This window comes from Flavobacterium sp. UBA4197 (genome assembly GCF_002379575.1).
In the GTDB taxonomy this organism is placed as follows: Bacteria; Bacteroidota; Bacteroidia; order Flavobacteriales; family Flavobacteriaceae; genus Flavobacterium; species Flavobacterium inviolabile.
The window spans coordinates 1-22,729 of record NZ_DFUB01000027.1 but is presented as its reverse complement, the minus strand read 5'-3'; the positions used below and the strand labels follow the sequence as shown (position 1 = coordinate 22,729).

The following is a 22,729-nucleotide window of genomic DNA, read 5'->3' as shown; positions in this document are numbered from 1 at the left end:
GGTAATCCCCTTTTTCAGCTATTAAAAAATATATTAGTTTTTAATAAATCCTAATGTTTTAGAAGAACCGTCTTTATTGATTTTAATAAAGTATACTCCTTTTGCAAAAGCTGACGTGTTTACAACTAAGTCAACCTGAGAAACATTATTTTTAGCAAGAACTGTTTGTCCTAAGCTGTTATAGATAATATAATCTGTTCTTGACAAATCTCCAGGAATGTTAATATTCAGGAAGTCATTTGCCGGGTTAGGATAAACGCTTACAGAGTTGATTATCTCAAAGCTTGAAGCACTTAAGCTGGCATCTGTTCCGAAGAAATAAACACCATTCATACCTGTATTCACAACAGTTTCTAAAGTAACGTTAGGTCCGAAAGCACCTAAAGTAGCTGTATTTGCTGTAGTAGCTCCCTGTTTGATAACTTTAAGAGCATTTCTTGAATTTCCGGTTGCAGCTTCCCATGCAGCGATTTCCGCTTCTGTGAAGTAGAATTTCAACGTAACGTTTCCAGAAGTATTGTTAGTTGCAGGCGTAATTGTAAATGATTTCGCCATAACTAATCTGCTAGGAGTATTATTTCCGTTATAGGCTACAGCAGCAGCACCTGCAGTTGCCTGATCTCTGGAAACAGCCACTGAAGTACATCCATAGTTGAATGCATCACTTGTAATACTTGCCATTACTTTACCGGTAGTAGCATCTTTAGCATACGTTACACCGCTTGTAGGAACACTTGCCTGGTAAGCAGTAGAAGTGTTAACAGCTGTTTGAACAGCAGTAGAAACGGTTGAAGTAACATCAACTGTATCCAGCATCAACATTCCATTTCCATTTGGATTGTGGAAGTGTCTGAAAACCAAATAACCTGTCTGACCTGCATAAGCCGTAAGGTTATGCGTTCTCATTTCTGCAGCTCTCGCCGGAATTTCTCTGTTATTTTCTAAAACTGCACCAGCCTGAATTGCTGCAGCTGTAGCTTTATTTGTTGTAAAGTACACATAATAATGTTCTTTATAACCTGTAGGGTTAGCTGTTCTGCTATAACCTCCAATTGCGTATGAAACACTTGCTGCAGTAGCACCTGCAGGAATTGTGAATTGCGGGCTGATCATATAGTTATCAGCGTTAGGATTAGATCCTACTCCACCGGTTAAAATAAGGTTATCTGTTGCAGAATAAGCAAACGCACCTGAAATACCTGTCCATGGAGCTCCTGATAAACCAGAAATTAATCCCCAGTTTTTACCATCACCGTCACCATCAAGAATAGTCCATCCTGTTGCATCTTCGAAATCTTCCGTTAATAGAACAGTTGTTTGCGAAGCTGAAGGAGCAGCATCATTGTCGATAATTGTAACAACAATTGAGCTTGCAGCTGTATTTAAGGTAGCATCACCACCATTAGCATTTAATGTCATGTTCACTGTGAACGTTTCATTAGCTTCTACTAAACCGTCATTAAACACACGAACTGTTAAGTTCTGAGAAGTTACCGCACCGGCAGCAAAAGTTACTGTTGGTGTCATGATTTGGTAATCTACTCCCTGAGTTGCTGTTCCGCCAGCAGCCACATTAAAAGTAACAACTGCATTAGCAGAAGGCGCTTTTCCGATAGAAACCGGGAAATTAACTTCTGTATAACTACAGTTTGTACCTTCATTTACAGAACCTGTAGAATTATCAAAACGGATAATTGGTGTAGGTGTCTGACACTTCGTTGAAGCATTTAATGAGTTTCTTCTTGGTGAGTTCTGCATAACCGCAACGATACGGTCTTTTTGATTTTGTGTAAATGTATCCATACACGCATCGTTTGTATAATCCATATAATTCTGGATCATATCGTTTCCTGGAGACAACGGGCAAGAGTTAACGGTAGCACAAGTATAGTTTGCTGCCGCAGCTGCCGGAGTATCCAAGCAATAGTCATTAAAACTGTCTGTTGCATCAACAGTACAACTGGAGCTATCTCCCCAAATGTGACGTAAACCTAACCAGTGACCTACTTCGTGTGTCATGGTTCTTCCTAAATTATACGTTCCATTCATCATGAATGTACCATCATTTTCAGCAATTGTTCCAAATGCATCGTAACCTGCAACAACACCATCAGTATTTGCTGCACCACCATTTACATTCAGACCTCCTAAGTTAGAGTTTGAAGGAAACTGAGCATAACCTAACAACCCGTCTAATCCAGGTGCTGTTGGGTGATTTAAAGGATTACCACCCGGACGAATTGTCCACATATTCAAATATTGATTCGGATCCCAGATTGTAGCTGCTTTCATCGTCTCAACATCTGCTCTGGTTTCCCAGTCAGGACCACCGGCACCATTGGTAATATTATTGCTGTAAGGCGCAATATTATGTCTGATGATACCTGTCGTTAAGTTTCCGGAAGGATCTGTCTGAGCCAGACAGAAGTTAATTTCAATATCTACAGCCAAACCGGTTGAGTTTGCTCCTCCCGGAGTTCCAACCATTTTTCTGTAATCCTGATTCATCACATTGATCTGGGAACGTGCCTGAGCATCGGTAATATTCTCACCGGTACCAATCGCATCTCCGTTGTGGATAATGTGAATTACAACAGGAATGTTATACACTTGCTGAACATTTTTCCCGGCAGCACGATCTGCTTTTATCTGAGCGATCTTTGGAGCCAGCCATGTTTCAAATTGCTCATTTGTAGCTCTTTTTGGGTTTTCCGCTCGCAAATAAGCCTCATTCTCATCCGTCATACATCTGATATGACCACTTGGCGTTAGTGCTTGCGTTGGGAGTTCAATCACCTTACCAAAATGAGTAACTTTTCTTGTAGGATTCTGCGCCATCGCTGCATTGGAAAACATTCCAACTGCGATTAATGCAAAAATCTGCAATGTAGTTTTTTTCATAATTTGTTAGTTGTTTAAATTTTAATCTCGGTAAATATAAATCTTTTATCAAAAGTTTACCTAAATTTAACACCAACCCCTTATTTTTCAACAGCTCACGAGAGAATATATCAATAAATTATTCACACCTAAAAACATAATTTAAAACCAAAAACATATATTATTTGTTAAAAAATAAACACAATTAAACAACAAAGTATTAAAAAGTTCAAATAAAAAATTATCTCCGCAATAAAGCATCACTAGCTGTATTTTAAAACATATTGTAGGAATATTTTAAATTTTAACTTCATTTAACCCAATTATTCAGCGCATCAAACACACCGGTTCCCACAAAAAACAACGGCGATTTTTGTTAAAAAAATAAACATATAATTTATTATTAGTATATTCACGGCCAACTAATTAATAACTTAAACCCTTAACTAATGAAAAGACAATTACTTTTTGTTGTATCGGCCTTTTGTATTTTTGCTTCCGGCTATGCACAAAGTTCATTATGGAGTAAAGTTAGCGAGGACAAAATTCGAATGTATGAGAAAACGGAACGCACTTCCCAGCCTCAAAAATTTGAATTATTTTCACTTGATCTTGCTGCTTTAAAAACAAAATTACAAACAGCACCGCTTAGAGACAACTCCAATGGCAATTCCAATGTAGTTATTTCCTTTCCTAACCCACAAGGAAATTTAGACAGCTATCGTATTTTCGAATCTCCTGTAATGGATGCTGCATTAGCAGCTAAATACCCAGGTATCAAATCCTATATCGGAAAAGGAATTGAAGACCCTACTGCTACAATCAATTTCACAGTAACCCTATTCGGATTACACACAATGACATTGTCTGCAAAAACAGGAACAAGTTATATTGATACCTATACAAAAGACTTAAACAATTATATTGTTTACTCGAGAGACGGATTGACTACCAACCGCACTTTCAGCTGTATGATTGAAGACGATCACGAACAAGTTTCCGGAAAAATGATCCAGGATGCTTCTCTTGCATTGGCAAGTGACGGGAAATACCGTGTTTTCCGTTTGGCTATGGCCTGTACAATCGAGTATGCCGCTTACCACGTAAATGCAGCTGGTCTTAGCACCGGAACCCTTGCTCAGAAAAAAGCAGCCGTTTTAGCAGCAATGAACGTTACCATGAACCGTGTTAACGGATTATACGAAAGAGACATGGCTATGCACATGAATTTAGTAGCTAATAACGACCTTATCATCTTTATCGATTCTGATAACTTCACTAACGACAACGCCAATACGCTTATTAACGAAAGTCAAACCGTTATCGATGCAAACATCGGTCTTTCCAATTACGATATCGGACACACCGTTAGTACAGGTGGTGGAGGTCTGGCTCAGCTAAACTCTCCATGTACAAACAACAAAGCAAGAGGAATCACTGGTTCACCAGCTCCGGTTGGAGATCCATACGATATTGACTATGTAGCTCACGAAATGGGACACCAATTTGGTGCCACACACACTTTCAACGGTATTGGAGGAAACTGTACAACAAGTACACGTAGCAACGCTACAGCTGTAGAACCAGGAAGTGGTAACACGATTATGGGTTATGCAGGTATCTGCCCTGGTGTAGACGTACAAAACAATTCAGATGCACATTTCCACGCTGTAAGTATTGCACAAATGCAAACTTTCGTTAACGGAGCAGGTAGCTGTGCCGTAACAACCAATAACGGAAATGCAGCACCGGTTGTAAATGCCGGAGCTGATTACACGATTCCTTACGGAACTGCTTTTATCCTTAAAGGAAGCGCTACTGATACTGCAGGAGAATCACTTACTTACTGCTGGGAGCAAACAGATACACAAATATCTACACAGCCTCCTGTAGCTACTGCTACAACCGGACCTAACTTCAGATCATTCCCTCCATCTTCAAATCCTAACCGTTATATGCCAAGATTCCAGGATGTTTTAGCCGGAAACCTTGTACCAACATGGGAAGTAGTTCCTAATGCTGCAAGAACAATGAACTTTGCGCTAACCGTTAGAGATAACAAAACACCAAACGGAGGTCAGACAAACCGTGACAACATGGTTGTTACATTTGCTAATACAGGACCATTCAGAATCACGTCTCCAAGTACTGCTGACGTTTCATGGACACAAGGTTCTTCACAAACTGTTACCTGGGATGTAGCAGGAACAACTGCAAACGGTATCAATACCGCTAACGTAAACATCTTATTATCTACTGACGACGGAGCAACCTTCACTACTTTGGTAGCGAACACTCCAAACGATGGTTCACAAGTAATCACTGTACCAAACGTTGCCTCTCCTAAATGTAGAGTTATGGTAGAAGCAGTTGGAAATATCTTCTATGCTTTATCAAAAAATATCGCAATAGGATATACTATTTCTACAACTTGTAACACATACACTGCTAATCCTAACACTACAATTGCAGCGCAAAATCCAATTGCATGGCAAATATTAGGACAGGTAAATGTTCCGGACAACGTAACAATATCTGATTTAAATCTTGCGGTTAATATTTCACATACAAAAATCAATGATCTATACATTGGTTTATTAAAACCGGGAGCAACTACAGTAGGAGAAATCCGTATTGTTTACCAACAAGGATGTTCTGCCCTTACAACAAGCAACATGGTTACTACTTTTGATGATGCAGGAGTGGCGCTTGCCTGTGCAGGAATCGGAGCAAACAACACTTACAAACCATTAAACTCATTAGACGTATTTAACGGACAGAGTTCTGCAGGAAACTGGAGATTGGTTATCGCTGACGTTGCTGCCGCAAATAACGGTACTTTAAACAGCTTTGGTGTAAACATTTGTTCCAGAACAGAAACTCTGGGAAGTGAAAGTTTCGGATTACAGGATTTCAACATCTATCCAAACCCTAACAATGGTAATTTCAAAATTGAATTCAACTCTAACTCTAACAACGATATCAAAGTTGTTTTACACGATATCAGAGGAAGAGAGATTTTCAACAAATCATACCAAAACTCAGGATTATTCAATCAGGACATCCAATTAAACCAGGTACAATCTGGTATCTATATCGTTTCCGTTCTTGACGGAGAGCGAAAAGAAGTAAGAAAGATTGTTGTTGAATAATCAAAACAAAATACTTTTATAACAAAAGAGTCCCGGAAAACCGGGACTCTTTTTATTTTACGACAGCTTTAACTTCTGTAAACAGCTGCGGTACTTCTGTGACTTTAAAATTCAAATTAAAAGACACTACATTATCTTTTTGTGTCAGCTTAAGGCTTCCTTTGTTAACCCTGAAATAACCCGCCTGACCCCTGCAAAAACAGTGTCTGCCAAACAACATCTTCACATTACTCAAATCCCCATCGCTAAAAGCAATTTCCGAAGCTTTATTATCTATTTCAAAAATAATTTCTTCCTTGTGCTGCCCGTCCTGCAAACCTTCCGGCACATCGCGGTTATACTCGTAAATAACAACCGATTTACTACTATCGTCAGCTAACTGGTAGTATGTCGAACCCAGTCCGTCCATTTTAATATCTACGCTTTTATTTTTAATCAACTGAACAGAACATTTCCCGTTATCAGGACAAACAGATTCAATAGTAACAGCCATATCGGTTTTTTTTGTTTTTGCAGTATTACAAAATGACACCGCGAAAATCAGCGGAACAAACAACAATTTTTTCATAATTACTTATTTTTCATCTTTAAAGATAGTCAAAACCAATTACTTCCCATTAAAAGTATTCATCGTATTTGCCAATCCGGATAACGCAAACGATTGTATCACCTCGACAGCCATATCCAAACGCTCCGGCAGTTTTGCTTTTTCCTCCTCACTCCATTCTCCTAAAACATAATCAACCTGCTGCCCTTTTTTAAACTGGTCGCTTATCCCGAAGCGAAACCGGGGATATTCAACTGAGTTCAATATCAGCTGAATATTTTTAAGTCCGTTATGTCCTCCGTCACTTCCTTTGGCTTTAATGCGTATCGTTCCAAACGACAGGTTCAGATCATCCGTGATTACCAAAACGTTTTCTTTTGCAATTTTCTCCTTATCCATCCAATACTGTACAGCCTTACCGCTCAGATTCATATAAGTGTTCGGCTTAAGCAGCAAAAGCGTTCTTCCTTTTATCCGGTATTCCGTAAGGGATCCGAGTTTAACCGTTTCAAACGACAGGCTTTCTTTTCTTGCCAGATGGTCCAAAACCTTAAACCCTATATTATGTCTTGTATTGGCATATTCTGCTCCAATATTACCCAAACCGACAATTAAAAACTTTTTCATGGGATCTGTATTTTCTATTATCTCTTTCTTACTAAAAAATCTCTCAAATAATTTCATGCGCAAAAATAATCTTTTTCAAACGGATCTGCTTCAAAAACCAATCCTTCACCTGCAAACATAAAAAAAGCACCGAAAAATCGGTGCTTTTGATATAGGTAAAAAATAAAATTATTTTTTCTTTCCTTTTGCAGGTGCTTTTGCAGCTTTTGCAGCCTCCTGAGCAGCTTTCATAGCAGCACGTGAAATTCTCACCTGACATACTACAGTGTTATCCGGGTGCAATAACTTGAAGTTATTTGTAGGTAATTTAGTTACATACAATTTGTTACCCATCTCTAATTCAGTAATATCAGCCTCAACAAAATCAGGTAAGTTTGCAGGTAAAGCTCTTACTTTTAATTTACGTTGGTTTAAACGTAAAACACCACCAGCCATAACACCTTTAGAGTTACCAACGATTTTCACAGGAACTTCCATAGTGATTTCTTTATCGTTGTGTAATTGATAAAAGTCAATGTGTAGGATTTTATCAGACACCGGGTGAATTTGGATATCTTGTAAAATCGCGTTAAGAGTTTTACCGTTTTCCAATTCAATTACCACTGTGTGTACGTTTGGAGTGTAAACTAAATTTTTAAACGCTTTTTCTTCAGCGATAAAATGTACTGGTTGATCTCCTCCGTATAACACGCAAGGTACCATTCCAGCATTACGTACCGCTTTCGTTGCCGACTTGCCTACGCTTTCTCTTTCAGATCCTTTGATCGTAATTGATTTCATTTGAAATATAATTAAATTAATAAAAAATTCTTAAACAATAAATTTGCTGCTGATCGAATTATTATTCTGAACCATGTGCATTACATCTGCAAATAGTTGTGCACAGCTAACAACTTTAATTTTCTTACTCTCTTTTTTCAACGGAATCGAATCGGTAACGATTAATTCCAGAATTTTAGAGTTCTCTATTTTTTCATAAGCATCACCCGATAAAATGGCATGCGTACAAATTGCTCTTACACTTAAAGCACCTCTTTCCATCATCATGTCTGCCGCTTTCGCCAAAGTTCCTCCGGTATCAACCATATCGTCAACAAGGATAACATTTCGGCCGGTAACATCACCAATCAATTCCATGGTATCAATTACATTCGCCTGTTTTCTTTGTTTGTAACAGATTACCACATCCGATTGTAAGAATTTCGAATAAGCATACGCTCTTTTCGAACCACCCATATCCGGAGATGCAATTGTCAGGTTATCCAGGTTTAAACTTCTCACGTAAGGCAAGAATATTGTAGACGCAAATAAATGGTCAACCGGTTTTTCAAAGAATCCCTGAATCTGATCCGCATGTAAATCCATTGTCATGATTCGGGTTGCTCCTGCCGATTCTAAAAGTTTCGCTACCAATTTAGCTCCTATCGGAACCCTTGGTTTGTCTTTTCTATCCTGGCGTGCCCATCCGAAATAAGGAATAACCGCCGTGATGTGACGTGCCGAAGCTCTTTTTGCAGCATCAATCATTAACAAAAGTTCCATTAAATTATCAGAACTTGGAAATGTCGAACACACTAAAAATACGCGTAATCCACGTATTGATTCCTCAAAAGACGGCTGGAATTCTCCATCGCTGTATTTTGATATGGTAACCTTACCAAGCGTTACGCCATAGTGCTTTGCTATCTGCTCTGCCAGGTACACACTTTGGGAACATGCAAATATTTTTGCCTCCGGTTCTATATGTGACATTTTAATTCGTTGTTTTGTAGTTAGTTAGTGTTGTATCGTTTTAACGAGGTGCAAATTTAGAAATTAAATTCCAGACATAAAGAATATTTTCATCTATTTTTTTGATTATTTATATTTTTTTTATTTACATTTGCACCCACAATTGAATGAGATGATTCATGCCTAGGTGGCGGAATTGGTAGACGCGCACGACTCAAACTCGTGTACTTCGGTGTGTGGGTTCGATTCCCACCCTAGGTACAAAAGCTCCAAACATAGTTTGGAGCTTTTTTTATTTACAACATCCTGAAAATCAATAATTCACAAAATAAATCTGATTTCAAATTCTCTTTCTCTCAAAAATCACCATTTCTCCATATCGAACTAAAACAGCAAAAAACAAATTACTATATTTCAAATAGTTACAATAAAAAAATAAGATTTTTCAATCATTTTTAAACTACCTTCCCAGCAACTAGGTTGACAGGAATCGAACCACACAACACACTGATTTACAAACAAAAACGAATTCAAAAAATTCATTTTGCCCTCTAATGACCAATAAGATTATTTTCTTTAGATAAACGATGCTATTTAAATATTTGCAGATTGAACCATTCTCTTTTCGTAAAATAGTCCTCAATAAAGATTAAATGTCTTTGAGAAGTTTATTTTTCAAAATATCGTTAGCCATACAATGACAAAAATATTGAAAAGAGAAGAAACGGCAGCTAACAAGCCGTTTGGCAAAATGGCAGGTTTAGGAAAAATTGAAAGTTTGCACATTTTTTTGTCGCCAATACTGTTCTCTTTGGCTTTTTTATTATTTTAGTCAACGGCTCCTGCGTTTCTGGCAAATTGAACTTTCCGTCCAATTTATCCGCCACTTCGCCAAGCTGCCGAACTGTTAGCTGTAATTAAAAACGACATGGCAAAAAAAAGAAAAACATTACCGAAAGACTTTGAGGAACTTCTAAAGAAAGGGGACATTCAAGAACTCATTCAACTATTTGACAAATGCGAGATAGAAGCCCGTGGTGGATACAGCAAAGGAACTGCATTGTCGTTTGCAGAATGTCCGCACGAATTAGCCAAATGGCTGGTTGAACAGGGGGCAGACATAGAGGCGCTTAATGACTATAGCTATACTCCACTTCAGGAGCGTTCCGGGAAGCGTTTTTCGGGCAACATCAGGAGTTTATTAGAATTGGGAGCAAACGTAAACACAAACACCCATAGAGGAACAGCGTTACATTGTGCAGCAAAAAACCATAACACGGAGAACATAAAAATACTGCTAGAATACGGCGCAGAAATTGAGGCTTTAGTTTCGGACGGTTATGGAGAAAAAAGAGGAGATTACACAGCGTTGGAGCTGACTTTAAGGGCTTGTTGTAACATCGATATAAAAGATACCCTTGAAATTTCCAAAATATTGTTGAACGCTGGTGCTCAGAAAACAGAAAAAATGAAAGGGTTCGTTACTGAAATCGGAAAAACGTTTGAACAACACAGACCGAATTTTTATGATGAATCAACGGAACAAATAAGCAATGATTTAGATGAACTTTACAGCATCTTTGAGGTTGAACCTGTCCCAAGACGGATAGTATATGACGGCAAATCGCCTATTACTGTCAAAGCTACAACCTGGCAGAAACAACACGAAGAATTATGGGAGCTTTTGGTTCCCGGACGTGGTGCTGCCCAAACCGTACAGGGAGAAGTTATTCGTATCACAGGAAAAGTAGCCCGGGAATTATTAGATAACGGAGGCGGTAATTGGGACATTGAATTTAAAAAAATGGTGGACAGTTATTTCAAATATATTCAGCAAGAAAATCAACTTTCTCAGGAAGAAATAGAAGAACTGGCTATTATTACAAGTGAAGTGAAAGCTAGAAATACTGAAAACATATATTTAATGAGTGAATTAGGAGTAAAGTGGGTGCTTAATAATCCAATTCCTAAAAGTCTTACTGTAACAGATTATAACCGTTAAATAACTACAGTCAACAAGGGTTTTGCAAGTGCATTAATTCTAATTTATACGCGAAAGCGTTTCTAAGTGCCTTTATTTGTTCAAGATCGGGCTTAGAATCGGTTCGATATTGGTTACTACAGTGAATACATCCCAAAAAAAATGCCCTGTAATTAATACAGGGCATTTTTATGAGTATTTATCCTCTTCTCAGCATTCTCTTTTCTTTATTAAAGCTCAATTCTACAGAATCTTTATAGACTTTATTCAGCACCAGTCCTTCCACTTCCTGTCCTTTTCGAAGGCGGTGAATACTGTTTCCTACTTTAAGCATTACCAGTTCATCTTTTTTCTCACCCGATTTGATATAACCGTAATAAGCAACCGAAGGCCAGTTTTTAATTTCCTTTGGTTTTTCAACAACTGTTTTTACAGGAGCGGTGTGTCGTTTGACACCTCTGTTTATAGTACTGGCAACAGCGGCACTTTCACTTCTTACCAGCGTTTTATTTAAAAACGGATCCCGGTGGATTTTCTCCAGCACAAAAGTATCCCGTTCAACCTGTCTTCCGCTGCTGCTATAACTGGCAACACTATTCGCCTCGACCGTTTCATTTGAAAAAAAATATTGCGCAAGCGCCTTATAGCCTACGGTTCCCCAAAGCCCCAAAACAACAATAATCAACACAATATTTATTTTCTTCTTTGCCATGATCTTAGTTTAAAACAAATTTATATCCTCCGCTATACACTCCTTCATTACCGGCTTTATCTTTGGCTTTAACTCTCCAGTAATACGTTCCGGGATTCGTAAAAGTTTGCTGTAATGATGTACCGCTCACATCGAACTGCTGCGTGACATTTGTAAAGTTAACATTGTCTGAAAACTGCAACACATAGCTTATAGGCGACTGAACCGTTCCGGAATCCTGAGGAATAGTCCACGAAAAGGTGATTTGCTGGTTAACGGTTAACGTTGCATTATTAGCCGGCGCTACATTTTGCGGCTGGTTCGGATTCACACGGTCTATCGAAAACTTACGGGTACTGTATTGTGTTTGTGTATCGTTATCACTGTTTACCGCCTGAACTTTCCACTGGTAAACACCTTCTGCCGATAAAGCAACATTATTTAACTGCACTATCGTTGTTGTCTGGTTCGTATTTGAATATACCGACTGACCGGTAGTTGTATTGATCACCTCAACCACATAGTGTGTGGCCGCCTGAAGGCTTTGCCAGCTAAGGGTCAGGGCTGTCAAATTCGTATAGGCATCAATGTCCGGACTTGATAAAATCACCGATTGATTCGTTAAGTCTTCCGAAATTTCCGTTGAGAACGCTATCGGAAAGGTATATTGCGACTGGTACGCAAAATTTTCTGCCCGTACACGCCACTGGTAGTGACCGGACGGCAATTCCTGCTCTAAATGTGTATCTTCCGATTCTTTTTCTGCGATCAGCGACTGGTTCATATCAAAAACCTGAACACGATAGGTCTTCGCACCATCCATTTTGTTCCATTGAAAATTAACGACGTTACTCTGGATAACCGCTCCGTTTAAAGGATAGGTAGCCTGAACCGAACTGTTCGAAATATCTTTTTCCAAAATATCTTCACAGGAAGACATAAAAACAGCCAATAGTACGATGATAATTTTATTTATTGTTTTCATAATTTTGAAATATCATTTTTAAATGTAAAACTTCTTCTTTATTATTCTTTTTTATCGCAAAAAATTTCATTCCAACCATTCTGGAATAGTCGTATTTCTTTTCAAAGTCGTAAGCCATCTGCAAGAGCTGGTTGGTATTCCCAACGACATCCAGCTGATTGGTATAAACTGTATAATTTTCATCAGCAAAACTATGAATCGGCGCCAGCTCATTTATGGAAACATGCGGCTGTGACTGTGTTGCAAAACTAACCATTCCCTGCTGCACCATTTCTTTTGTGACACCTTCTTTACCAAGCATCTGATCCAGATAGGCAATTTCGCGTCTTAACTCATCGGCATTCTTTGCCTTTTTATTAATATCACCCACACGTGCCGAGAGTTCTTTATACTCTTTTACCACCTGGAACAGTGAGCTAAAAGAGCGCTTGTAAGCCGTCACGGACAGCATTATAAAAATGACGATCAAAGCACCGCATTTTTGTTTATACGAGTAATTCTCAAACATCTTTAATCGTAATTTTCACTTCAAACTGGGACTTGTTTTTCTTATCCTTTTTTAAAGTTGTTATTTCAAACTTTTTAATCCACTTCACATTCTTCAAACTACTCATCCAATTATTAAAAGAGGTTTCGTTATAGGTTTCTCCTTTTAACAGTATGGTTCCCGGATCGAACAATACTTTTTCATTCGATTTAATCTCTTTGGCTACCGGCACTATATTCAGTTCGTTAAGCAATATATCGCCCGGAATGATCTTAATCAGTTCATAAGAATAAAAAGACAAGAATCTTGAAGAGGAAAATCCCGAGTCTCTGAGAATATTCTGTTTATTTTCTTTTTGTTTCTCCAGATCCAGCACCAGCTGATACGATTGGTTGGAATAGACATTCTGAAGGTTCAATTCGGCATTTTTAGTCCCGTAATATTGTATCAGGAAATAGCTTACCAAAAGGCTTAGCAGAAACCCGACCAGCATTACTGCTCCAAAAAGCGTAAAGGCCTTTTTATAAATGATCTCTTCAATATTTAAGGCATCGCTTTCTGTTTTTGTAACTTCTTTTTGCCGCAGAAAAAAATGAACCAAAACACCATAAAGCGGTACAAAATCACTGCTTATCTGGTCTTCGTTGATCTTGTATTTCAGTTTCATCGGTATTTCCGCAAACTGCTTCGTAAAGCCAACAAATTCAGCATCTTCAAATTCCAGCATCAAATCGCCGGAAAGTATTTTCTTTTCGTTAATAGCGGGCTGCAACAGCGCTGTCAGGAAAGCACCAACATATACATCTATTACCTGTAATTTATGGTTTATAAATTTTTGCAGGACTTCCTCAACGGCATTTTTTCTGCAAAAACTGATATAGTTGCTTGCCCCGGTCTTATAGGCTGTAAAATAGATCGCATTATAATCGACATTTTTCTGCCAGTTTACATCGGCTTCATTATTAAAATCGATTTTCTTATTCAAAACACCTTTCCCGTCAACCACGATGATAACCGGTAATTTGGCATCTATCTTTTTCTCCAAACCGTCAAAAGAATCATAGGTTTCCGTTGCCACGATATCGATTTTATTGCCTTTTCGTTTTACAACAAGCAGGTTAAAAACGTCACCGTTTTCCGTTTTGGAAACCCCAACGATATTAAGACTGTTAATCTTTATTATTTTAGACAGTATCGGCAGCATTAGTAAATAATGGTAGGTTTAATAAAAATGTGCAGCTTCGAATCGTTCTTACCTTTTTTTCTACTGCTGAAAAACCATTTCAGGATTGGAATACGGGAAAGCAACGGCACACCCGAACCGGAGTTTTCTTTTTTCAGTTCGTCCAGACCTCCCAACAAAATCATTTCGTTGTTTTTCACTCGCACCAAGGATTCAAATTTCTGTGTTGCCTTACCCGGAGGTGCCGTATCGCCCGCTCTACCTAAGAAAGAACTTTTTTCCACAGATATTGTCAGCGTTACATTTTCGTCTGTTGACACAAACGGCTTGATCGAAACACTCAGGTTTGCATCGGTCGATTTCCACGTACCGGACTGTAAAATATCGTTTCCGATACTATTGGTCAGCAATCGGTTGTTTTGTTCAAAATAATAGCTGGTTTCCCCTATTGCCAGTTTCGCTTCATGTCCGCTGATTGTTGCGATTTTAGGCGTGGACTCAATTTTTACAATGGAGTTGTTTTCCAGTAATTTCAAGTTCATATAAAACGACTGTGTTACTTTCCCCAGTTTAAAAAGTCCGAATCCGTTAAAAGCATTGATCAAACTGTTAACGGAAGATCCGTTAACGGTCATATCTGCCGACGGGTATAATGTACCGCCTGTCTGCGCGATATTTTTACTGTCTATCCCCGCTTTAATCCCGGATTGTATGTCGTATGATTTATTATACTGTGCAATGATCACCTCAATCTGAACCAAAGGAACCACTTTATCAATTTGCTTCATGTACACTTTCAGCTCTTCTATAGCGCTTCTGGAACCGGAAACGATAAGTCCGTTTAATTCCACAAATTCTTTAATCTCTAATTTTTCGGAGAACGTTTTCGGCAATGACGGCAATACGGATTCTATGGAACGGTTTTCCAGCGGGATCAGTTCTGTAGCGCGCAATCCTTCTGTAGCGTGTTCTCCGATCAGATACAGGTTTTCCTGTTTTCTGTAAATGTATTTCTTTCCTTTAAAAACATGTTCCAACAGGTCGTCAAACGTGATATTGTCTGCCGACAAACTTGTTTTTTCATTTTCCGGCTTGTTGTACAGGAAGTAGTTTACATGCAGTTTTTCTGCCGCTTCGGTGATCAAATCGGAAACATCGGCAACATAGGCTTTTACCGTTAAAAATCCGGCTTTATTCAGGTCAACTTCATAATATCCGGCTGCACCGACCGATGCTTTGGGCTGTTTGGTTTTTTGACCGCTACTGCCATAAGTATTTCCGGTAGCACCGCTATTCACATCCTTATTTTTTTCAATAAAGTAGAAACCGTTTTCATCTTTGGTCGCCAATAAATCATTTGATTTGGCCATCATTTCAATTACCTGGTCGAACGGGCGGTTCAGGATATAGGAAGATACCTTAAGGCCTTTAACATCCGGTGCCAGGATCAGGTTTTTACTGGATTTATCAATAATCGCCTTCGCAACAGACGGCAGTGAATCGTTTTCTAATTTCACCGACAGGAAATCGTTCTGAGGGTTATAGCTGACATCGACCTGTTTAGGCTGTTTCCGCTCTATGATCTTCACTTCTTTTCTTTTCTTGAAAGTGATGATATTACTCATAAAACCAACTTCCAGATCATATTTCTGCGCCAGGAAAAGGAACACGTCTTTTACCGTTACATCGAAAAAGTTGTTTACAACCGATTGGGTCAGATCACTTTCGGCACTGACATTCAACTGATGTTCTTCGGCAATGGAGAGAATAAAGTCGTGTAATGTTAAGCCTGAAACATCAATTTTTATGATTTCGTTCAGTCCTTTTTTCTGTTTGGCTAATTCGTCAAATTTCTTTTCCAGCTCAATATCCTGAGCCGACAGTAATCCTGTGATTAATAAACTTATAATTAAAAAAACGGTCTTTTTAAACATTTCTTAGGCGTTAATTAAAATAGAATATATTTCTTCTAATGAAGTTTCTCCTTCGGCTAATATATCAAAGGCTTTTTCAGATAATGATTTGTGTTTTTCATCATTACCCAAAAACTGCGCTATGGTATTGTTTTTTATCGATTCGGAAACACTATGGTTAATATTTAAAACTTCATAAATAGCTCTTCTGCTTCTGTATCCGGTATGATAGCATTTGTTGCAGCCAACCGGTTTATAATAGGTTTCGATTTCATACGGAAATTCGAAATGGGACGGAAAATCTTCTTTATTACAAACGGCTTCTTTTTTGCAGTCATTGCAAAGTTTCCGAACAAGCCGCTGTGCTACCGAAAGATTGAGCGTTTCCGCAATCAGATAGGACGGCACTCCCATATCTACAAGTCTGGAAATTGTCCCGATTGCAGAGTTGGTGTGTATTGTGGACAACACAAGGTGACCCGTTAATGAGGCACGTATTGCCATTAATGCGGTTTCGGAGTCACGAATCTCCCCGAGCATAATGACATCGGGATCCTGACGCAGGAACGATTTTAAGGCCGATGCAAATGTCAATCCGATATCTTCTTTCAGCTGCACCTGGTTAATTCCTTTTAAGGTATACTCGATCGGGTCTTCTACCGTTACAATATTTCTTTTGGAATCATTGAGCAATCGCAATGTGGCATACAGCGTAGTGGTTTTACCGGAACCTGTAGGACCGCTGATCAGGATGATCCCGTTTGGTTTTTTTACTGCTTCCAGATAACTTCTCAGTTCTTCTTTTTCCAGTCCTAACGTGTTCAGATCGATATTTGAGGCATCCTGACCCAATAAACGCATTACGATTTTCTCGCCAAATAAGGTCGGCAATATGGAAACCCTGATATCAAATGATTCATTGGTAATCCTTCCGTCCTGCGGCAATCGCTTTTCGGTAATGTTCAGCTTGGACTTGATCTTGATCTTATTCACCAATTCCAGGTAGTTATCCTTTTCTACCTTGTATCGTTCGATAAGCTGACCGTCGATTCTGAAACGAATACGGGACGACTCTTCATAAACCTCAAAATGAATATCACTGCTTTTTAAGGATTTTGCTTCTTCTAAAAGGTTTTCCAGGAAATCGCCTTTTTCAATATTCAGGGATTTATTACTGCTGGTATGACGTTCTTTCCGGTAATGAATGGACAGTGCTTTTTCGATTTCGGAAGCATCCGAAATTTCAAATGAAATCTGTTTCCCCAATAACAATTCCAGTTCGTCTTTTATGTCCTGATGATTGTGGGAACCATCAATATATAATTCGATTGTATTTTCATTTACAGTTTTTGGTAAAACCCTGTAATGATTTGCCATATCACTTGAAATAATATGCTGTATATCCGGATTGACCATTATATCATTCATATTCTGGGTATCAATGTGATTTTATAAAAATTTAAAAATAAATCGCCTGCCATCAGTATCAATAGCAAAAGGGATGCAAAGCCAGCCAAAGGAATTGTCCTGTGTTTCATGACTTTCTTTAATCCCAATTGTAGTACTATGGAAAACAGCATGGAAAAAATAAAATAGACCACATAGTTTTTAAGCAGGAATAAGGGTGTTATCGCTAAATAGAACAGCAGGTCACCAAGTCCGAAATAGTGTTCAAACGGGTTTAAAAACTGTTTGTTCTTCCAGCTCATATAGAGTATTAATATCACAAAGGTGATCAGGAAGAAACCGGCATTATAGGCCGTTATCATCCACACGCTGCTATATTCCTGTTTTATCAACAGCAAAGACAATACAAAGACCAGCAGCGGTAAAGCCACGTGAATGGTCCTGTTTTTCCAGTCCTGAAAAACCATCAGCAATAAGCATAGTAATACTCCCGGCAACATATACACGTTATTCTTTTGTCACTTCTGTGAGCACTTTTTTACTGTCTATTTCCCACGTATTGAAATTACCGTCGCCATCCAAATCGGAAACCGAGGTCGCTCTTGCCATAAAAGAATCGTTTGACGCTTCAATGATCTCAACTTTGTAAACAGCCTGTCCACCTTCCTGAACGGTTTTTTCCTGTTCGAAGCCCAATTCTTCCAAGCTGTTGGAATATTTTGAGTGTCTGTAGAAATAACTTTTCTGCAAGCCATATACCTGATTGAGCATTGCCTGAGCTTCAATTGCCTTAGCCTGGCTGATTACCGAGGTCTGATTGGGCAATACCATCAGTAATAAAATTCCGATGATACACAAAACGATTAGAATCTCCGTTAAGGAGTAGGCTTTAACAGCGGCTTTCTTTATTTTTTGAAGATATTTTTTTGTGGTAGTAAACATCTTTATACTATTTTATTTATTAAAAAGTGTTAATTAACGGCGGCAAAAATACAAACATTAATGAGATGATTCTTAATTATTTATTATTTTACTTAAATCAAACATCGGCGCATACATCGATACCATGATCACCCCAACGATGACGCCAATTACAATAATAATCATCGGTTCCAGGATTACTCCAATCATTTTTGTCTGGTGACTGATCTCTTCATTATACTGTTCGGCCAGTCGTTCAAACATGGTATCCAGCTGATTAACCTGTTCGGCCACTTCAACCATGGAAACCATTTTGTTTTCAAAAACATGGTGTTTCTTTAAACTGTCACTAAGCGAAACCCCTCTGGTAATATCCTCCTTGATTTCTTCAATCGCAATTTCAATCGGATAGAATCCGATCATTTTGGAGGTTAACGACAGCGCATTGATGAGCGTTGTTTTTGAGGTTATCAGCAGGTTCATGGCCTGACAGAATCTGGAGATGTATATTTTACGGATCAGGCTTCCAAAATAGGGTATTCTTAAGATCATGTTGGTCGTAAAAGCCCTGTAGCTGTTTTTACCTTTCAGGAGGACATGGATTAACACCAGTCCCGCAATCACAATCGCCACTATTGTAAAAATGGTTCCGGAATGATTCGATATCTTAAGAATGATCTGCGTGCTTTTAGGCAGCTCGCTTCCGAATTGTTTGAAAACGGAGCTAAACATCGGCACGACTTTATTCAGCATAAAATACAATACCAGTATGGTCACACACATTACAATCGCCGGATAGGTCAATACCGAAACGATCTGCCTGCGCATCTGGATTTTCCGGTTAAAGTATTTTTGCAGTTCGGTTAAAACCTCTTCCAGTTTCCGGGTTTCTTCCCCAATCTGGATACTGTAATATTCATAAGGCGAAAATTGCTTGGTTTCCCTCATGGATTCATAGATACTCCTGCCTTCTACTACTTTATCCTTGATTTCGATAATGATTTCTTTTTCCAGCTTATTACTGGACTGATTGCTTAGAATTTCCAGTGCTTTTTTAAAATCTACCCCGGACTTTAAAAGCATACCCAATTCCCGATAGAAAACTTCTTTCTTTTTATCGGATAGTTTTTTTGAGAACTGAAGCTGGCCGGTTTCGATCCTGAAATCCTTTTTCTCCGTTTTTTCTTTTTTATAGGTACTTAAATCAAAACTCATTTCTCCTGTATTGCTTGTAATAGTTCGTTAGCATAAATCTGCTTATAAAAATTCAGCCCCATTTCTTTTTCGCTGACTTCCAGCTTCATTTTCAGTTTCCGGAAGGCTAATCGTTTCGAGCGACTAAAGACAGAATCCATGACCATTTCTTTTATCTGAATTTTAAATGTGTCAACAAACTCACCTTTGGTACGTAAAGCATAGTCTTCCTGAACGCTATATCTGACCAGTTCTCCCGAATATCCGGTAAAAACAAGTTCTTCCTGCCGGATCTGCATTTTATCATTTTCGAAAATATCTTTATTAACCGAATACGTCAGGCGGTTCAGATCGTTTACCGGCTGGTTCTGGTTTTTAAAATCCAGCAGTCTTTCGGTGACAATAGAAAAAACAACAAATATCAGACTCATGATAATTGCTGTAATGGCCATACCCACAATGGCCTCTATCATTGAAAAGGCCTGTAATTGTGTTTTATTCACCGCTGCTTTGTATGTAAAAACTTTTTTCAAATTTGAAATTAGTACTGTCTTTATACTGTATGAATATTTTCTTCACTCCGGGGTTAACGACTTCTTCTTCTATTTCAAGGTTCTTATCTTCACTATCATATTGCAGAGAATCTCCTTGCATCTGCATCAGATAAAACATTTCATTGACTTTATTCTGGGTATTGTAAAACCTGGCAGATGTGCGCGGTGTAAATACCGCGGCATAAACCGTGATCGCAATATACAGGCATACCGAAATTATTGTCAGCGCAATTACGGATTCCAGAATGGAGTTTGCCGGAATATTACAATACTTTTTTAATAACACCATAATTATTTTTTTTAGCCTCAAATAACGGAATCGCCATAAAGTACTCCGGTCGCTTTAAAGGATCTATTTCGATGTCTACAATCATATTATCATTGACGGAAGAACCGTTTTTATAGAAAAAATAGTTGGTGTACACCGAACCGCGTACATCGCTTTTTAAGTCCAGTTTTCCGGTACAATAGATATCGCCCAGTACGAAACTTTTTTCATCAAGCTCCATAATGTTTTTATTGATTGTCAATATCGAGCTTCCAAACAGGACTATTGCGCCTTCTATTTTACATTCCTTTTTTATTTTGAGCTTACTCTCCCCTTCCGTGTCGTTATACACGCAAACTACAGACGGGTATTGCAGATTCACTTTTTCCTGAAGTTCTATTCTTTTGGTTGCAAAAGCCTGAACCGTCCCTTTAAATCCTTCCTCGAAAGTTATTTTCGGGGCTATCAGTATGACATCTTCCAAAACCGTATTTTTCCTGATCACTATCGAATCATTCGAACGAAGTAGGAAATTCCCTTTGAATATAACATTGGCCAGGAGCGTATTCGTCAACAGTATTTCCTTAGTTTCTTTCAGAAAGGAATTGAAATACAGGGAATCTTTTGTTTTTTCAAATTGGGATAAGGCTACTTTTTCTGTTTTGATTCCTTCAAAGATCTTCTTAAAGTTTTCATTGATCTCCGGAAGTTTGATCTCCGAAACAGTATTTTTCCCGGTAACCGTCAACTGGCTTGCTTTGTTCGTGAGATACGACGTTTCTATAAATGTTGACGGTAATTTATTATCGCCATTCAGCCTGACCGTTCCCGAGTAGCGAAGCGATTTGGTAAGGTTCGCCAAATGAATCGCTGTTTTATCATTGGAATAGCTTCCTACAATATGCGCCGAAACAACAGTATCATTCCTTAGGGATGTTTTTGCCAGCAGCACATTCAGTAATCCGTATTGTCTTACTTCATAATTTCCCTGAACTCCGGAGGCTTCGTCTGCCGGAAATTCTTCTGCAGCCAGTTTATTCCCCAAAGCATAATTCACCACCGACTGGTTATGAATGTATAATTCCTCCTGTAAATTGTAATACAAATTCAGCTGATTGTACAAACCGGAGAAATACAGCAATGCGCCGCAGATTATAGATACAATCAGGCAAATATAAACCGCATATAAAAGACTATGCGCCTTTACCATTCGTGTTCTCTTTTGGTTCTTTTTTCTTAAACAGCCTTTTAAAGAAACTTTCTTTTTGTTCCTGTGGCTGGTTCACTCTTTGTGGCTGATTCGCCTTTTGTTGTTTGTCCAGCTCTTTTTGTTTTTTCTTATTTTCTTTCTCAAGGGCTTTTTTCTCTTTGTCCAGTTTCTCCTGAGCTTTTTTAGCAGCTTTTGCTACTTTTTCGTCTTCTTTTACTTTTGCTTTTTCTTCTTTAGTCAACTTAGGAGGTGCCACAAATACTTTTCCGTTTTTATAAACGGTAGTATCTTTTTTGATATGGTCAATCCACTCCCCGTGTTTGATATGGCTTTTATAATATCCTTTTTCAATCAGCACTCCTTTATCATCATAGCGGTAAAAGTTTCCCGTTTTCAAACCACTGCTCCAGTATTGAGTTGTTTCCAATGTTCCGTTCGGATACCAGGTTTTCCACAAACCTATCTTTAGTCCTTTTTCAAACTGACCCTGTTCTGCCAGTTGGTTGCTGTGGTACATTTTAGTAAAGGCATCATCCAGCAATTCACCAGCTGTACCGCCTTGTGCATTATGTATGGTTCCGCCTTTAAACCAATAGTAGGTTTTTTCCGATTTGGGTTTTACTTTTTTATCCGTTACATAGAATTCATAGCGGAAGTTCGCATCGGAAACGCGCTTTATCAGATACGGATCTGTAAAAGAAAAGAATATTACTACTAAGGATATGCAAAAAAAACGAAATAAAGTCTTTGTTTTCAAGGGATTCAATTATTTTTTTAATCGTCGCAATATAGTACTTTTTCAAAAACCAGAAAAAACCTTTTTGTACGATTCTTTTTTAAAAAATTTAGTTAAATTAACCCCTAAGCCAGTATCTTTTTCAGCGTTAAAAAAGGGTCGTTTTTCACCATAATAGGCAATTTTTAAATTTTACACAAACCTGTAAGTTATTATTAATAAGATTTTTATGCTACTATAATTACTATCCGTTTGGGATGCT

Annotated in this window: 20 protein-coding genes and 1 tRNA gene; 3 read left to right on the top strand and 18 right to left on the bottom strand. The window is 38.4% G+C overall.

The window, feature by feature from the left end:
* Positions 1 to 33 precede the first annotated feature (33 nt).
* Positions 34 to 2,901, bottom strand: a complete 2,868-nt coding sequence (locus B3394_RS14795; RefSeq protein WP_177731339.1) for a T9SS-dependent choice-of-anchor J family protein — start codon at positions 2,899 to 2,901, stop codon at positions 34 to 36.
* A 428-nt stretch (positions 2,902 to 3,329) separates the two neighbouring features.
* Between B3394_RS14795 and B3394_RS14790 the strand changes: the two genes are divergently transcribed.
* Positions 3,330 to 6,032 carry a reprolysin-like metallopeptidase gene (locus B3394_RS14790; protein ID WP_286926147.1) on the top strand — a complete coding sequence of 901 codons (2,703 nt, stop codon included), beginning with the start codon at positions 3,330 to 3,332 and terminating at the stop codon, positions 6,030 to 6,032.
* A 52-nt stretch (positions 6,033 to 6,084) separates the two neighbouring features.
* Here B3394_RS14790 and B3394_RS14785 read toward each other — a convergent pair whose 3' ends face one another.
* From B3394_RS14785 to B3394_RS14770, 4 genes are all read right to left on the bottom strand, one after another.
* Complete coding sequence (locus B3394_RS14785) at positions 6,085 to 6,525, bottom strand: hypothetical protein (RefSeq protein WP_286926146.1); 441 nt, start codon at positions 6,523 to 6,525, stop codon at positions 6,085 to 6,087.
* 114 nt (positions 6,526 to 6,639) lie between these two features.
* Positions 6,640 to 7,206: an aminoacyl-tRNA hydrolase gene (pth, locus tag B3394_RS14780; protein WP_286926145.1), complete on the bottom strand. Its 567-nt coding sequence runs from the start codon at positions 7,204 to 7,206 to the stop codon at positions 6,640 to 6,642.
* A gap of 168 nt (positions 7,207 to 7,374) precedes the next feature.
* Positions 7,375 to 7,986 (bottom strand): 50S ribosomal protein L25/general stress protein Ctc, encoded by a 612-nt coding sequence (locus B3394_RS14775; RefSeq protein WP_177731331.1) that lies wholly within the window; start codon positions 7,984 to 7,986, stop codon positions 7,375 to 7,377.
* A gap of 30 nt (positions 7,987 to 8,016) precedes the next feature.
* Complete coding sequence (locus B3394_RS14770; RefSeq protein ID WP_177731329.1) at positions 8,017 to 8,958, bottom strand: ribose-phosphate pyrophosphokinase; 942 nt, start codon at positions 8,956 to 8,958, stop codon at positions 8,017 to 8,019.
* 160 nt (positions 8,959 to 9,118) lie between these two features.
* Between B3394_RS14770 and B3394_RS14765 the strand changes: the two genes are divergently transcribed.
* Both B3394_RS14765 and B3394_RS14760 read left to right on the top strand, forming a co-directional pair.
* Positions 9,119 to 9,198 (top strand) — tRNA-Leu (locus B3394_RS14765).
* A gap of 667 nt (positions 9,199 to 9,865) precedes the next feature.
* Positions 9,866 to 10,939: an ankyrin repeat domain-containing protein gene (locus tag B3394_RS14760; protein WP_286926113.1), complete on the top strand. Its 1,074-nt coding sequence runs from the start codon at positions 9,866 to 9,868 to the stop codon at positions 10,937 to 10,939.
* Positions 10,940 to 11,117: 178 nt separating this feature from the next.
* On the opposite strand, the gene B3394_RS14755 is transcribed toward B3394_RS14760, so the two are convergent.
* From B3394_RS14755 to B3394_RS14695, 13 genes are all read right to left on the bottom strand, one after another.
* Positions 11,118 to 11,630 (bottom strand): hypothetical protein, encoded by a 513-nt coding sequence (locus B3394_RS14755; protein ID WP_286926111.1) that lies wholly within the window; start codon positions 11,628 to 11,630, stop codon positions 11,118 to 11,120.
* A gap of 4 nt (positions 11,631 to 11,634) precedes the next feature.
* The gene (locus B3394_RS14750; RefSeq protein WP_177731323.1) at positions 11,635 to 12,594 is read right to left on the bottom strand and encodes a hypothetical protein; all 960 of its coding nucleotides are present in this window, start codon (positions 12,592 to 12,594) and stop codon (positions 11,635 to 11,637) included.
* The gene (locus tag B3394_RS14745) at positions 12,578 to 13,102 is read right to left on the bottom strand and encodes a hypothetical protein (RefSeq protein WP_286926108.1); all 525 of its coding nucleotides are present in this window, start codon (positions 13,100 to 13,102) and stop codon (positions 12,578 to 12,580) included. Before B3394_RS14745 ends, B3394_RS14750 begins: the two co-directional genes overlap by 17 nt.
* Positions 13,095 to 14,285, bottom strand: a complete 1,191-nt coding sequence (locus tag B3394_RS14740; protein WP_286926106.1) for a PilN domain-containing protein — start codon at positions 14,283 to 14,285, stop codon at positions 13,095 to 13,097. Before B3394_RS14740 ends, B3394_RS14745 begins: the two co-directional genes overlap by 8 nt.
* Positions 14,285 to 16,198 (bottom strand): type II secretion system protein GspD, encoded by a 1,914-nt coding sequence (locus B3394_RS14735; protein ID WP_286926104.1) that lies wholly within the window; start codon positions 16,196 to 16,198, stop codon positions 14,285 to 14,287. Before B3394_RS14735 ends, B3394_RS14740 begins: the two co-directional genes overlap by 1 nt.
* A 3-nt stretch (positions 16,199 to 16,201) precedes the next feature.
* Positions 16,202 to 17,605 (bottom strand): GspE/PulE family protein, encoded by a 1,404-nt coding sequence (locus tag B3394_RS14730; protein ID WP_177731314.1) that lies wholly within the window; start codon positions 17,603 to 17,605, stop codon positions 16,202 to 16,204.
* Entirely contained in the window at positions 17,602 to 18,084 is a 483-nt protein-coding gene (locus tag B3394_RS14725) for a prepilin peptidase (protein WP_286926100.1), read from the bottom strand. Before B3394_RS14725 ends, B3394_RS14730 begins: the two co-directional genes overlap by 4 nt.
* A 7-nt stretch (positions 18,085 to 18,091) precedes the next feature.
* Positions 18,092 to 18,526 (bottom strand): type IV pilin protein, encoded by a 435-nt coding sequence (locus B3394_RS14720; RefSeq protein WP_273246531.1) that lies wholly within the window; start codon positions 18,524 to 18,526, stop codon positions 18,092 to 18,094.
* 72 nt (positions 18,527 to 18,598) lie between these two features.
* Positions 18,599 to 19,720 carry a type II secretion system F family protein gene (locus tag B3394_RS14715; protein ID WP_177731308.1) on the bottom strand — a complete coding sequence of 374 codons (1,122 nt, stop codon included), beginning with the start codon at positions 19,718 to 19,720 and terminating at the stop codon, positions 18,599 to 18,601.
* A complete protein-coding gene (locus tag B3394_RS14710; RefSeq protein ID WP_246297035.1) occupies positions 19,717 to 20,232 on the bottom strand; it encodes a hypothetical protein in 516 nt (171 codons plus the stop codon). The genes B3394_RS14715 and B3394_RS14710 overlap by 4 nt, the downstream gene beginning before the upstream one ends.
* Entirely contained in the window at positions 20,195 to 20,542 is a 348-nt protein-coding gene (locus B3394_RS14705) for a hypothetical protein (protein WP_286926096.1), read from the bottom strand. The genes B3394_RS14710 and B3394_RS14705 overlap by 38 nt, the downstream gene beginning before the upstream one ends.
* On the bottom strand, positions 20,517 to 21,731 hold the full coding sequence (locus tag B3394_RS14700; protein ID WP_286926094.1) for a hypothetical protein: 1,215 nt from the start codon (positions 21,729 to 21,731) through the stop codon (positions 20,517 to 20,519). Before B3394_RS14700 ends, B3394_RS14705 begins: the two co-directional genes overlap by 26 nt.
* Positions 21,715 to 22,488 carry a toxin-antitoxin system YwqK family antitoxin gene (locus B3394_RS14695; protein WP_177731295.1) on the bottom strand — a complete coding sequence of 258 codons (774 nt, stop codon included), beginning with the start codon at positions 22,486 to 22,488 and terminating at the stop codon, positions 21,715 to 21,717. Before B3394_RS14695 ends, B3394_RS14700 begins: the two co-directional genes overlap by 17 nt.
* Positions 22,489 to 22,729 lie beyond the last annotated feature (241 nt).

What these genes read in the sequence shown, in the direction of transcription:
- B3394_RS14795 (WP_177731339.1), bottom strand. Translation starts at nt 2,901, where the DNA reads ATGAAAAAAACTACATTGCAGATTTTTGCATTAATCGCAGTTGGAATG.
- B3394_RS14790 (WP_286926147.1), top strand. Translation starts at nt 3,330, where the DNA reads ATGAAAAGACAATTACTTTTTGTTGTATCGGCCTTTTGTATTTTTGCT.
- B3394_RS14785 (WP_286926146.1), bottom strand. Translation starts at nt 6,525, where the DNA reads ATGGCTGTTACTATTGAATCTGTTTGTCCTGATAACGGGAAATGTTCT.
- pth (WP_286926145.1), bottom strand. Translation starts at nt 7,206, where the DNA reads ATGAAAAAGTTTTTAATTGTCGGTTTGGGTAATATTGGAGCAGAATAT.
- B3394_RS14775 (WP_177731331.1), bottom strand. Translation starts at nt 7,986, where the DNA reads ATGAAATCAATTACGATCAAAGGATCTGAAAGAGAAAGCGTAGGCAAG.
- B3394_RS14770 (WP_177731329.1), bottom strand. Translation starts at nt 8,958, where the DNA reads ATGTCACATATAGAACCGGAGGCAAAAATATTTGCATGTTCCCAAAGT.
- B3394_RS14760 (WP_286926113.1), top strand. Translation starts at nt 9,866, where the DNA reads ATGGCAAAAAAAAGAAAAACATTACCGAAAGACTTTGAGGAACTTCTA.
- B3394_RS14755 (WP_286926111.1), bottom strand. Translation starts at nt 11,630, where the DNA reads ATGGCAAAGAAGAAAATAAATATTGTGTTGATTATTGTTGTTTTGGGG.
- B3394_RS14750 (WP_177731323.1), bottom strand. Translation starts at nt 12,594, where the DNA reads ATGAAAACAATAAATAAAATTATCATCGTACTATTGGCTGTTTTTATG.
- B3394_RS14745 (WP_286926108.1), bottom strand. Translation starts at nt 13,102, where the DNA reads ATGTTTGAGAATTACTCGTATAAACAAAAATGCGGTGCTTTGATCGTC.
- B3394_RS14740 (WP_286926106.1), bottom strand. Translation starts at nt 14,285, where the DNA reads ATGCTGCCGATACTGTCTAAAATAATAAAGATTAACAGTCTTAATATC.
- B3394_RS14735 (WP_286926104.1), bottom strand. Translation starts at nt 16,198, where the DNA reads ATGTTTAAAAAGACCGTTTTTTTAATTATAAGTTTATTAATCACAGGA.
- B3394_RS14730 (WP_177731314.1), bottom strand. Translation starts at nt 17,605, where the DNA reads ATGAATGATATAATGGTCAATCCGGATATACAGCATATTATTTCAAGT.
- B3394_RS14725 (WP_286926100.1), bottom strand. Translation starts at nt 18,084, where the DNA reads ATGTTGCCGGGAGTATTACTATGCTTATTGCTGATGGTTTTTCAGGAC.
- B3394_RS14720 (WP_273246531.1), bottom strand. Translation starts at nt 18,526, where the DNA reads ATGTTTACTACCACAAAAAAATATCTTCAAAAAATAAAGAAAGCCGCT.
- B3394_RS14715 (WP_177731308.1), bottom strand. Translation starts at nt 19,720, where the DNA reads ATGAGTTTTGATTTAAGTACCTATAAAAAAGAAAAAACGGAGAAAAAG.
- B3394_RS14705 (WP_286926096.1), bottom strand. Translation starts at nt 20,542, where the DNA reads ATGGTGTTATTAAAAAAGTATTGTAATATTCCGGCAAACTCCATTCTG.
- B3394_RS14700 (WP_286926094.1), bottom strand. Translation starts at nt 21,731, where the DNA reads ATGGTAAAGGCGCATAGTCTTTTATATGCGGTTTATATTTGCCTGATT.